Annotated in this window: 10 protein-coding genes; 4 read left to right on the top strand and 6 right to left on the bottom strand. The window is 61.9% G+C overall.

What is annotated here, in order from left to right:
- Positions 1 to 83 precede the first annotated feature (83 nt).
- Positions 84 to 752, bottom strand: coding sequence for a polysaccharide lyase family 7 protein (locus ACKJSM_RS03360; RefSeq protein ID WP_236178869.1), 669 nt, complete (start codon positions 750 to 752; stop codon positions 84 to 86).
- Between the two features lie 351 nt (positions 753 to 1,103).
- On the opposite strand from ACKJSM_RS03360, the gene ACKJSM_RS03355 reads away from it, so the two are divergent.
- From ACKJSM_RS03355 to ACKJSM_RS03345, 3 genes are read left to right on the top strand one after another with little or no spacing between them, the layout of a single operon-like run.
- Positions 1,104 to 3,227 (top strand): putative bifunctional diguanylate cyclase/phosphodiesterase, encoded by a 2,124-nt coding sequence (locus tag ACKJSM_RS03355; RefSeq protein WP_236178870.1) that lies wholly within the window; start codon positions 1,104 to 1,106, stop codon positions 3,225 to 3,227.
- Between the two features lie 41 nt (positions 3,228 to 3,268).
- On the top strand, positions 3,269 to 3,760 hold the full coding sequence (locus ACKJSM_RS03350; protein ID WP_236178871.1) for a M48 family metallopeptidase: 492 nt from the start codon (positions 3,269 to 3,271) through the stop codon (positions 3,758 to 3,760).
- 24 nt (positions 3,761 to 3,784) lie between these two features.
- Positions 3,785 to 4,081, top strand: coding sequence for a helix-turn-helix domain-containing protein (locus ACKJSM_RS03345; RefSeq protein WP_236178872.1), 297 nt, complete (start codon positions 3,785 to 3,787; stop codon positions 4,079 to 4,081).
- A gap of 40 nt (positions 4,082 to 4,121) precedes the next feature.
- Here ACKJSM_RS03345 and ACKJSM_RS03340 read toward each other — a convergent pair whose 3' ends face one another.
- Entirely contained in the window at positions 4,122 to 4,574 is a 453-nt protein-coding gene (locus tag ACKJSM_RS03340) for a GNAT family N-acetyltransferase (RefSeq protein WP_410236613.1), read from the bottom strand.
- A gap of 256 nt (positions 4,575 to 4,830) precedes the next feature.
- Between ACKJSM_RS03340 and ACKJSM_RS03335 the strand changes: the two genes are divergently transcribed.
- Positions 4,831 to 5,568 carry a substrate-binding periplasmic protein gene (locus tag ACKJSM_RS03335; RefSeq protein WP_339486646.1) on the top strand — a complete coding sequence of 246 codons (738 nt, stop codon included), beginning with the start codon at positions 4,831 to 4,833 and terminating at the stop codon, positions 5,566 to 5,568.
- Positions 5,569 to 5,573: 5 nt separating this feature from the next.
- Here ACKJSM_RS03335 and yccS read toward each other — a convergent pair whose 3' ends face one another.
- From yccS to mdtD, 4 genes are all read right to left on the bottom strand, one after another.
- On the bottom strand, positions 5,574 to 7,757 hold the full coding sequence (gene yccS / locus ACKJSM_RS03330; protein WP_236178875.1) for a YccS family putative transporter: 2,184 nt from the start codon (positions 7,755 to 7,757) through the stop codon (positions 5,574 to 5,576).
- A gap of 154 nt (positions 7,758 to 7,911) precedes the next feature.
- Positions 7,912 to 9,090, bottom strand: a complete 1,179-nt coding sequence (locus tag ACKJSM_RS03325) for an NAD(P)/FAD-dependent oxidoreductase (RefSeq protein ID WP_410236612.1) — start codon at positions 9,088 to 9,090, stop codon at positions 7,912 to 7,914.
- A gap of 181 nt (positions 9,091 to 9,271) precedes the next feature.
- Entirely contained in the window at positions 9,272 to 10,657 is a 1,386-nt protein-coding gene (gene dbpA, locus ACKJSM_RS03320) for an ATP-dependent RNA helicase DbpA (RefSeq protein WP_007959732.1), read from the bottom strand.
- 121 nt (positions 10,658 to 10,778) lie between these two features.
- Entirely contained in the window at positions 10,779 to 12,206 is a 1,428-nt protein-coding gene (gene mdtD, locus ACKJSM_RS03315; protein WP_410236611.1) for a multidrug transporter subunit MdtD, read from the bottom strand.
- Between the last annotated feature and the right edge of the window lie 20 nt (positions 12,207 to 12,226).

Here is a 12,226-nt window from a genome sequence, read left to right as displayed (position 1 = left end):
TAGGCTGCGACGCAAGCCGTTGTAGGCTTCGGGACGTTACGCGCACTGCCTTTAAACAGAAGCCTTAAACGGTCGCGCGGCTGCTATTTATTGTGATCGATATCGAGTTTGGAGAACGTCACCTGCCCACCCTCACTGGTGTACCCGGTGTTGTCCTGCACATACACGCCTGCCTTGAAATACAGCGGCTTGTTGCGCCACGTCGCGCTGATCTGCGAATCCCACTGATACCCGGCCGCACTCACGCCCAGCGCACCGCCGGGGCTCAGGTGAATGAGGTAGTTGAACTCGCGATTGAGTTTGATCCCGGTGGCGAGGGTGATGACGCGGCTTTCGTCCTGATCCGGATGGGTGCGCAGCTTGATCACCAGGTTGCCGGTTTGGGTTTTTTCTTTGTATTGGTATTCAAGCTTGAGCATCGGCTTCTGGCTTTCATAGGCGTGGATCTGGCCGATGACGATCTTGCCGGAGCTGGGCACCTTGTTGACCGAAAGGGTCGCGCGCAGCAGGTTGTCGGCGTCGGGGTAATACCAGTTGCGCAATGTTCCATTGCTGTAGGTCTCGCGCAGTTCAGTGCGCGGGTAAATGGCGTTTTCGGTTTTCGAGCCGGTCACCGGGGACCAGAAGAACAGGGTGCCGGTGTCGGAATGGAAGTACTGATCCTTGAAGCCGTTCACCAGTTTGGAGGTTTCGACAGTGTAGGGCGGGCTGCCAACGGGAACGCTGAGGTTCCAGGTTGCGAGGTCGATCATGTCGGTTCTTCCACTCTATTTCTCTTGCACGCGCGTGCCAGAAGCTCTAGCCCGCGCCTCTTGGGGGCGGCCTTTATAAGCGTAGAGGGATTTTTTGTTAACGGCCGTCTGGCGGATGATTGGCGTCAACATCCTGTCGAAATGCCACCTTTCCCGGAATTCGGGGCTTGCGGCCGTGACCGTTAGTCGGCTGATGACCGGTTTGGTTAAATGATGGCTGGATGACAGCTATTGCTTTTACAGATCCCGGACTAGAGTGAAGACTCGGTGACTGTACGGTTTTCATAAAAAACCGCGCAGCGTACTGACTCGAGAGGCCACGACACGAGATGTCCCGAAAAGAGAAGCAGCATGGAATGCGCGCAACCCCAGCCAGGTGAAGGCAGCTCAGTCCTTTTGATCGTTGATGATTACCCTGAAAACCTGATCAGCATGCGCGCGTTGCTGCAGCGCCAGGATTGGCAGGTCTTGACCGCCGCCTCTGGTTTCGAAGCGCTCAGCCTGCTGCTCGAACACGACATCGACCTGGTGCTGCTGGATGTGCAGATGCCGGGGATGGACGGTTTCGAAGTCGCGCGCCTGATGCGCGGCAGCCAGCGCACACGCCTGACCCCTATCATTTTCCTAACCGCCAACGAGCAGTCCCAGGACGCCGTGATCAAAGGCTACGCCAGCGGTGCGGTGGATTACCTGTTCAAACCCTTCGATCCGCAGATTCTCAAGCCGAAAGTCCAGGCGTTGCTCGAGCACCAGCGCAATCGCCGGGCCTTGCAGCGCTTGAGTCAGGATCTGGAATCGGCGCGAGCCTTCAATGCCTCGGTGCTGGATAACGCCGCCGAAGGCATTCTGGTGTTGGGTGAGGATGGCTTGATCCGTTTCGCCAATCCGGCGATTTCCCGGTTGCTCAATGCGCCGGTGAAGGAGCTGGAAGGGCAGGAGTTTCTCGATTTCCTGCAGAAGCCGCACATTCCGCTGTGGGCCGATTCCGAGTTTTACGCCGGCTACAAGCGTGGCGAGACGTTGCGTCTACACGACGCGTTGCTGCGTACCGCTCCGGGGCAGCAGGTGCCGGTGGCCTTGTCCTGTGCGCCGCTGCCCAGTGAACAGCACGCGATGGTGGTGACGGTACTGGACATGTCGGTGGTGCGCCATCTGCATCAGCAGCTGGAGTTTCAGGCCGTCACCGACCCGCTGACCGGGCTGCTCAATCGCCGGGGCTTTTACCAGACCGTGGAGAACCTGCTGCTGCGCGGTGAACGCACGGACAGCAGTTGGGTGTTGATGTACCTCGATCTCGATGGCTTCAAGCGGGTCAATGATTCCCTTGGGCATGATGCCGGGGACCGAGTGCTGCGCTGGGTCTCCGAACAATTGAAAACCTGTCTGCGGCCCTTCGACATTCTGGCGCGGATGGGCGGTGATGAGTTCACTGCGCTGCTGGATCTGGAGTTCCCCGAACAAGCGGCGAAGATTGCCGAGAAGCTCATCGAGCGGGTGTCGATCTGTCAGCAGATCGAAGGCCTGGATATTGCTCTGGGTGCGAGCATCGGCATCGCCACCTACCCGGACTGCGGCAACAACCTCGACGGTTTGCTGCGCGCCTCGGACATCGCCATGTACGAGGCCAAGCGGGCCGGGCGTCAGCAATATCGCTTCTACGATCATGAAATGAACGGCCGCGCGCGGTCGCGGCTGATGCTGGAAGAGAGCGTGCGCAGCGCCATCGAGAACCGCGATTTCAATCTGGTGTATCAGCCGCAGGTGGCCATTGGTGATGGTCGCGTTCGTGGTTTCGAGGCGCTGCTGCGCTGGCAGCACCCGAGTGTCGGCGACGTGCCGCCGGGACTGTTCCTGCCGTTGCTGGAGGAGGCCACGCTGATCAGCCGGCTCGGCAGCTGGATCTATCATCGCAGCGCCGGGCAACGTAAGGCGTGGGAGTCCGAATTTTCCAGGGATCTGGTCATTGGCGTGAGCCTGAGCAACACCCAGTTCGGCCTGCCGAATCTGGTCACCGAATTGCGTCAGGTGCTGGAGCGCCATGGTTTGCAGCCGCACCAGATGGAAGTGGAAGTGACCGAGGACGCGCTGACGATCAACCCGGATGAAACCCGCAAACAACTGAAGCTGCTGCGCAATCTCGGGGTGCGGGTGGCGCTGGACGATTTCGGTTCCGGCGCCTGCTCGCTGGCGCATCTGCGTGATCTGGAACTGGACACCCTCAAGCTCGATCGACACCTGATCGCCCGATTGCCGGACTCCTCCCGCGACGCTTCGCTGGTGCGCATGGTCATCGATCTGTGCAAGGAATACGGCTTGCTGGTGATTGCCGAAGGCGTGGAAACCGTCGAGCAATACCAGTGGTTGCGAGCCCATGGTTGTGAGTACGTGCAAGGGTTTCTGGTGGCGCGGCCGTTGGTCGCCGAGGACACCGTCCGCTTTACCGAGCCGTTCGACTGGAGCGCGTTGGCCGGTTGAATTCGCTACACTGGCGACCTTTTCATGACCCGTGCCGCCCGATGACTGCGTTGAAATACCTCCAGGCCTATCCCGCGAATCTGCAGGATCAGGTGCGCCAATTGATCGCCGACAACCGCCTCGGTGACTATCTGAACCAGCGCTATCCGGGCCGCCACGATGTGCAGAGCGACAAGGCGCTGTACGGCTACGCGCTGGACCTGAAACAGGAATACCTGCGCAACGCCCCGGCCATCGACAAGGTCCTGTTCGACAACCGCCTCGACCTGACCCACCGCGCCCTCGGCCTGCACACCACGGTCTCGCGGGTGCAGGGCGGCAAGCTCAAGGCCAAGAAAGAGATTCGCATCGCCTCGCTGTTCAAGGACGCCGCGCCGGAGTTTCTGAAGATGATCGTGGTGCACGAGCTGGCGCACTTCAAGGAGTCGGATCACAACAAGGCGTTCTATAAGTTATGTGAGCACATGCTGCCGGGCTACCACCAGGTCGAGTTCGACCTGCGGGTGTACCTGACGTGGCGGGACATGCAATAAGACATCAAACAACGGAGCGCATGCATGGACGTGAGCAAGACCAAGAGCAGTTTCTACCGGCGCTTGTACGTGGCGTACCTGATCGACAGTGGCCTGGCCAGCAGCGTGCCGGCGCTGACCGAGGTCACCGGCATGCCCCGGCGTACGGCGCAGGACACGATTGCGGCGCTGGCGGATCTGGATATCGTCTGCGAGTTCGAACAGGAAGAGGGCGCGCGCAACCATGCGGGGCGCTACCGGATTCGCGAGTGGGGGGCGATTGATCGGGGGTGGATCGAGCGGAATTTGCGGCAGGTCAAGGCGGTTCTCGAGTATCCCTGAACTTGCAGCCCTTCGCGGGCAAGCCCGCGAAGGGGGCATCTCAAGACCTGCGCATGCCAATGTGCGGAATGTCATCCTCCAGGTATTCCTCACCCGCCGCCACAAACCCGTACCGCCCGTAATACCTCTGCAAATGCGCCTGGGCCGACAGATAGATCGGCACTTCGGGCCAACGCCTTTCGGCCTGTTTCAGCGCCTGTTCCATCATTTCATGGCCCAGCCCCTTGCCGCGTGCGGCCGGCGCCGTCAGCACGCGGCCGATCACCACGTCGCCGCCCTGGGATTGCGGATCCAGCAGGCGCAGGTACGCCACCAGTTGATTACCGTCCCAGCCCATCAAATGGCAGGTGTCGCCATCCAGATCCTGTCCGTCCGGATCCAGGTACGCGCAGCGCTGTTCGACCACGAACACTTCCGAGCGCAATTTCAAAATGGCGTACAGCTGCTCCAGTCCCAGATCGCTGTGATGTTTGCAAACCCACTCGATTGTCATCTTCTGATTCCTTGAACTATGTCGCCCGATACTAAGCGCAGCGCCGAAATATGTCTGTATGGCTTAGAAATCTGTGACAAAGGCCAAAATGCCATCATTCCAATATCGCGGTCCGCCGAACTTTGTGTAATCTGCTGGGAAGCGCTGTGCGATGGCTTCAATGAGCTAATGTTAGGGCCTGGGATTCGCCGGTAAGGGGCCTTGGGGTTTTGACTGAAAACACGCCGGGCGGCCCGCCCGCTAAGGATTTTCAAGCATGCCGCGATTGCATCGAGCCTTTGCTTTGATCGGATTGCTGTTGCTGGGTCAAAGCGCTGCAGCGGAGAAATTGCGTCTGGTGTTCGACGTCTGGCCGCCCTTTACCGATGACACGCTGGTCAACGGTGGGCTGGCCACCGACATCGTCAGCACGGCCCTGGCCCGTGCCGGTTATGCCAGCGGTTATGAGCAGGTGCCGTGGGCGCGGGCGCTGATGGGGGTCGGCGAGGGACGTTACGACGTGCTGGTCAACGCCTGGTACAACGACGAGCGCACGAAGATCGGGCAGTTTTCTGCCGAGTACCTGCTCAATCGAGTGCGTTTCTTGAAGCGCAAAGATGCGCCCATCGAATACAACAACCTGCAGGAACTGCACACCTATCCGATTGCGGTGGTGCGCGGCTACGCCTATTCGGCGCCGTTCGATGCCGACACCGCGTTGCAGAAGGTCCCTGTGCATAACTTCGCCATGGCCGTGCGCATGCTCGCGGCCGATCGGGTCAAGCTGACCCTGGAAGACGAATACGTCGCCCGTTACTACCTGGCCCGGGAATCAGCGAAAGTGCGCAACACGGTGGAGTTTTTGCCCAAGCCGCTGAGCGAGAACAGCCTGCACATTCTGGTCAGCCTGAAGAACCCGCATCATGAGCAGATCGTGGCCGGGTTCGACAAGGCGATTGCGTCGATGAAGGCCGATGGCAGCTATGACAAGTTGCTGAGGCAGCATGGGATGTGAGCAACTCAGTCTTCGGCGGTGTCCTTGATCAAATGCGCCGCCAGCGTGCGCAACGGCCCGAGCTGGCGGCAGATCAGTGCCAGTTGTGTCTGTACCAGCCGCTGGCCTTCGTCGATTTCGTCCGGCATCTGCTCCAGTTCATTGGCCAGCGCTTCTTCCTCGTCGCTCTGAATCGCGATCGGTTGTTTGCTCGCCAGACCCTGGGCGATTTCATCGATGCTCGCCGCCAGACTCACCCCGGCACCGTCGATCAGGTGTTCGCGCACCTCGGCCGGCAGTTGGGTTTCCCGGTGTGCGCCGAGGCCTGACAGATAGCTGAGCAAGGTGTGCGACAGCACCAGGAAGCGGAAGCCCACGTCGGCTTCCTTCCGGAAATGCCCCGGTTCCATCAGCATGTTCGCCAGCGTCGTTGATAGTGCGGCGTCGGCGTTGTGCGCGTTGCGCCGGGCCAGGCGATAGGCGAGGTCGTCGCTCTTGCCGGCAGCGTATTGCTGCATGATCTGGCGCAGGTAAATGCTGTTGCAGGTGAGGGTGTTGGCCAGCACTTTGTTCAGGCGCCGACCCTGCCAGTCCGGCAGGAACAGGAACACCGCAAGCCCGGCGATCAGGCTGCCGAGCAGGGTATCGAACAGCCGCGGCAAAAACAGCCCGTAGCCGTCACCCACCTGGTTGAAGCAGAACAGCACCATGATCGTGATCGCGGCGGTGGCCACGGTGTAGCGGGTGGTGCGGTTGGTAAAGAACACCACGCCGGCAGCGATGGCGAAGCACGACTGCACCAGCGGACTCGGGAACAGATCGAACAGCGCCCAGGCAATCGTCAGGCCGATCGCCGTGCCGAAAATCCGTTGGCCGAGTTTGCGCCGGGTGGCGCCGTAGTTGGGTTGGCAGACGAACAGCGTGGTAAGGATGATCCAGTAACCCTGCGACGGGTGAATCAGGTGCACCATGCCGTAGCCGATGCTCAACGCCAGCGGCAAACGCAGCGCGTGGCGGAACAGCAGCGAAGTCGGCGTCAGTTGCGTGCGCAGACGAATCCATACGTCCTTGAAGTTGCGCGGCGAGCGGTCGAGCAGGCTGCTGTCGGTGGCATCGGCGAGGGCGTCGGGGTTGCTGGCGTCGCTGAGCAAACGGTCGAGGGTGCCGAGGTTGGCCGCCAGTGCGCGCAATGAACGCAGCAGCCCGCGCCAGGCCGGGTTGCTCTGGATGCGCAGGTGTTCGAGGGAGGCGTGCAGGTCGCTCAGGGCTTCGGCGAAACTCGCGTCGTAGGTGAACGGCTGGCGCATCTGAATCGACTCGGCCAGCGCCCGACAGGCCTTGCCTTGCTGGCGCAGCAAGCGCTGGCAGCGGAACAGCACGTCGCTGTGGAAGAACGCATCGGCCAGGGCGTTGTACGGGTAGTGCGAAGAACTGGCGCGCTCGTGAATGTCCTGGGCGAGGAAGTACAGCTTCAGGTAGCGGCTGACCTTTGAGCCGGGGCGCCCATTGCCGACCCGGTGCAGGATGATTTCCTTGGCGCTGTTCAGGGCCGCCACGACCCGGCCGTTTTGCTGGGCCAGTTCCAGGCGCCGCGCTTCGACGTCCAGCTGACGGATCGGTTCGAACAGCGAGGCTTTCAGCTTCAGGTAATAACCGAGTTCGCGGAACAGCCGCGCCAGACTCTGCTGCACCGGCTGATTGGAGAACATCGCCTGCCACAGCACCGACAGCAGGCCGTACCAGGCGGCGCCGGCCACCAGCAGCATCGGCTCATGCCAGAAATCCGTGACCGCGCCGCCACGCTGATCCACGCCGATCATGGTGTAGACGGAAAGAATCAGGGTCGCCGAGGCAATCGCCCCGTAACGTTCGCCGAGCGCACCGAGCATGGTCAGGCCGAAGCTGGCCAGTGCCAACGCAATCACGAACACGATGGGGTAGGGGAAGAGCAGCTCCACGGACAGCGCCGCGATGCTGAAGCACACCAGCGTCACCGCCAGGGCATTGAGGCGGCCCTGCCAACTGTCGTCGGTCTCGGCCAGGGCGCTGGCGATGATCCCCAGGAACAGCGGGATCAGCAGCCCCATTTCATCCTGATACCAGCACAGCGCCATGCTGCCGGTCAGGGCGATGAACACCCGCACGCTGTAGCTGAATTTATCCAGCGCCCACAGGCGCCGCAAAGACTGACGAAACGAGGTCGAGGACATGAAGTGCGAAGGCCTTCCGAGGCGATGCCGCTAAATTGAGCCAGTAATGACGCCGACGCAATGGCGCCGATCACATCTGACAGCAAAAAGTGTTCCTTTCATGCACCACATACCCCTGAGGGAGCAAGCTTGCTCCCTCAGGCATCTGTGTTTGTCAGACGTACTGCGCGGCGGCGTAACCCGATGCCCAGGCCCACTGGAAGTTGAACCCGCCCAGATGCCCGGTAACGTCGAGCACTTCGCCGACGAAGTAGAGGCCCGGGCTTTTCAGCGATTCCATGGTCTTGGACGACACTTCGCGGGTATCGACGCCACCGAGGGTGACTTCGGCGGTGCGGTAGCCTTCGGTGCCGGCCGGGACGACTTTCCAGCTGCCCAGCTTCTCGGCGATGTCCGCCAGTTCGGCGTGGGTGTACTGCTTCATCGGTTTGGAGACGAACCAGTGGTCGGCCAGCAGGTTGGCCATCTTCTTGGTGAAGATTTCGCCGAGCAGGGTTTTCAGTTCGCTGTTCGGACGTTCGGCAGTCTGCTGTTGCAGCCAGCTCGCGGCGTCGTGATCGGGCAGCAGGTTGATCTCGACCGTGTCGCCCGGCTCCCAGAACGAAGAAATCTGCAGGATCGCCGGGCCGCTGAGGCCACGGTGAGTGAACAGGATGTTCTCGCGAAAGCTCTGGTCGTTGCAGCTGACCAGGCAATCCACCGAGGTGCCGGACAGTTCGGTGCACAAGTCCTTGAGCTGATCGGTGATGGTGAACGGCACCAGCCCGGCGCGGGTCGGCAGCAGTTCATGGCCGAACTGTCTGGCGACCTGATAACCGAAACCGGTCGCGCCCAGCGTCGGGATCGACAGGCCGCCGGTGGCGATCACCAGTGACTGGCACTGGATCTGGCCGAGGGTGGTGTCGAGCAGGTAACCGCCCTCGACTTTCTCGATGGTCTGGATCGAGGTGTCCAGGTGCAGGTTGACGCCGACCTGATCGCACTCGTCCAGCAGCATGCCGAGGATGTCGCTGGATTTGTTATCGCAGAACAGTTGGCCGAGTTTCTTTTCGTGGTACGGCACGCCGTGTTTGGCGACCATGCCGATGAAATCCCACTGGGTGTAACGGGCCAGCGCGGACTTGCAGAAATGTGGATTCTGCGAGAGGAAATTGCTCGGTTCGGTGTACAGGTTGGTGAAGTTGCAGCGCCCACCGCCGGACATCAGGATTTTCTTGCCGGCCTTGTTCGCGTGGTCGAGCAGCAATACCTGACGCCCGCGCTCGGCGGCGGTCAGTGCACACATCAACCCTGCGGCGCCAGCGCCAATGATCACGACTTCGGTAGAGCGCAAAACGGTGTCCTCACACAATGACCACGCAGATCGTTCCCACGTCGAACCGTCTGCGTGGGAATGCATCCTGTGACGCTCCGCGTCACGATTTAAAAGCGGACGCAGAGCGTCCATGGCGGCATTCCCACGCGGACGGTTCGACGCCTCGACGTGGGAACGATCAGTATCGGTAATGCTCGGGTCAGAGGACGCGAACGCGCAGCGAACGCCCCTTGATCTTGCCGTTGTTCAAGCGCTGTAGCGCCTGCATGACCACGGTGCGCTCGACGGCCACATACGACTGGAAGTCGAAGATCGCGATCTTGCCGACCTGGGCGCCCGGAATGCCGGCTTCACCGGTCAGTGCGCCCAGAATGTCGCCCGGACGTACCTTGTCCTTGCGCCCGCCAGCGATGCACAGCGTGCTCATCGGCGGTTGCAGCGGGGCACCGCCCTGGGACTTGAGGTTGTCCACCTGATCCCAGTTCAGCGGGGTTTTCTGCAATTGTTCGATGGCTTGCGCGCGGTGCGCTTCGGACGGCGCCACCAGGCTGACCGCGATGCCTTTCTCGCCGGCACGACCGGTACGGCCGACGCGGTGAATGTGGATTTCCGAGTCGCGGGCCAGTTCGACGTTGATCACCATGTCCAGCGCATCGATGTCCAGACCACGGGCGGCCACGTCGGTGGCAACCAATACTGAAGTGCTGCGGTTGGCGAACATCGCCAGTACCTGGTCGCGGTCACGCTGTTCCAGATCGCCGTGCAGGCCGACGGCGGAAATGCCTTTGGACGTCAGGTGATCGACGGTTTCCTGCACTTGCTGCTTGGTGAAGCAGAACGCCACGGTGGAGGCCGGACGGAAGTGGTGCAGAACCTTGGTCACCGCGCTCATGCGCTCTTCCGGGGAAATCTCGTAGAAGCGCTGTTCGATCTGGGTATCGTCGTGGAACGCTTCGGCTTTCACCGTTTGCGGGTCGCGCATGAACTTCGACGCCAGTTGCTTGATGCCCACCGGGTAGGTGGCCGAGAACAGCAGGGTCTGACGGCGGGCCGGGGTCTGCTCGATGATGTCTTCGATGGCGTCGTAGAAACCCATGTCGAGCATGCGGTCGGCTTCGTCGAGGATCAGCGTGTTGAGGCCGTCGAGGACCAGCGAACCCTTGCGCAGGTGCTGCTGGATGCGGCCCGGAGTGCCGACGATGATGTGCGCACCGTGCTCCAGCGAGCCGATCTGCGGGCCGAAGGACACGCCGCCGCACAGGGTCAGGACCTTGATGTTGTCTTCGGCGCGGGCCAGACGACGGATTTCCTTGGCGACCTGGTCGGCCAGCTCGCGCGTCGGGCAAATCACCAGCGCCTGGCAGCCGAAGTAGCGCGGATTGATCGGGTTCAGCAGGCCGATGCCGAATGCGGCGGTCTTGCCGCTGCCGGTCTTGGCCTGGGCGATCAGGTCCATCCCCTTGAGGATCACCGGCAAGCTCTGCGCCTGGATCGGCGTCATCTGGGCATAACCGAGGGAGTCGAGGTTAGCCAGCATGGCGGCGGACAGCGGCAAAGTATTAAAAGCGGTGGCGATGGTGGTCACGGGACTGGCCTGCAAAACAAAATGTCGCGCAGTGTAGCAGCCTCTGGCCACTTTCCTCGAAAGTTCTGGACGAACGCAAAGCCTGTGACGAGGGCGGATTCCCTCGCCACGCAGGTCCCGGTCAATGCTCGATGTGTTCATCCCGGCGCTTGGCGCGCCGTCCGTCCTCTTTCGAGAGCTGCGAGAAAATCGTCGCGGCCAGCATCGCCATGACTCCGACGGTCACGAACGTGAGCTGGAAAGCGCCCAACACGGTCTCGACGCCGTCGTTGCCGACTTCCGCCGTAAAGCCGCCAAGCAGCGCACCGGCGCATGCCACGCCAAGGCTCAGCGACAACTGCGCCACCACCGACAGCAGGCTGTTGCCGCTGCTGGCGCTGGCGTCGTCGAGGTCGATCAGGGTCACGGTGTTCATCGCGGTGAATTGCAGCGAGTTGATCGCCCCGAGAACCGCCAGCAGGCACAGCAGCAGCCAGTACGGCGTCTGCTCGCTGACCAGCCCCATGCTCGCCAGCATGATCCCCAGAAGCAGGGTATTGCCGGTCAGCACGATGCGATAGCCCAGACGTTCGATCAGCGGCCGCGCGCCCCACTTGGCGACCATCGCGGCCGCCGCCAGCGGCAGCATGCTCATCCCGGCCTGGGACGGCGAATAACCCAGCGCCACTTGCAGCAGCAACGGCACCAGAAACGGCAGGGCACCGCTGCCCAGGCGAGCGAACAAGTTGCCCAGGATGCCGACCGCAAAGGTGCGGGTCTTGAACAGCGACGGCGCGAACAGCGGGTTTTCAATGTGCCCGGCACGCAACCAGTACGCCGCCAGACAGGCCATGCCGCCGAACAGCAACAGCATCACCCGCAGGTGCGGCAGGTGCAGTTCGCCGAGGCCTTCCATGGCGATGGTGATCAGCACCATCGCCGCGCCGAACAGCAGGAACCCCAGGCTATCGAAGCGCGTGCGCTCGGTGCCGCGCAGGTCGGGGATGAACTTCCACACCGCGTAGCAACCGATGAGGCCGACCGGCAGGTTGATCAGGAAGATCCAGTGCCACGTCAGGTATTCCACCATCCAGCCGCCCATGGTCGGGCCGATCAGCGGGCCGAGCAGGCCGGGAATGGTGATGAAGCCCATGATCCGTACCAGCTCCGAGCGCGGGTAGGCACGCAGCACCACCAGACGCCCGACCGGCAGCATCAGCGCACCGCCAAGGCCCTGGATCACGCGCGCGCCGATCAGCATGCTCAGGCTGCTCGACAAGGCGCAGAGCAGCGAGCCGAGGCTGAACAGCAGGATCGCGCCGAAGAAGATTTTCTTGGTACCGAAGCGGTCGGCGATCCAGCCCGAGGCGGGAATCAGCAGGGCCACGGTGAGCATGTAGGCGATGATCACGCCCTGCATGCGCAGCGGGTCTTCGGCCAGGTCCCGGGCCATGGCCGGCAGGGCGGTGTTGAGGATGGTCCCGTCGAGGGACTGCATGAAGAAAGCGATGGCGACGACCCATGGCAACCAGCGGGCGGTGATGGCGTCGAGAGGCGGGCGGTTGGGCATGGAACCTCTTGTTGGTTGAT

It is taken from the genome of Pseudomonas sp. PHC1, from assembly GCF_046487845.1.
Lineage (GTDB): Bacteria > Pseudomonadota > Gammaproteobacteria > Pseudomonadales > Pseudomonadaceae > Aquipseudomonas > Aquipseudomonas sputi.
This window is presented reverse-complemented; position numbering and strand designations above follow the sequence as displayed.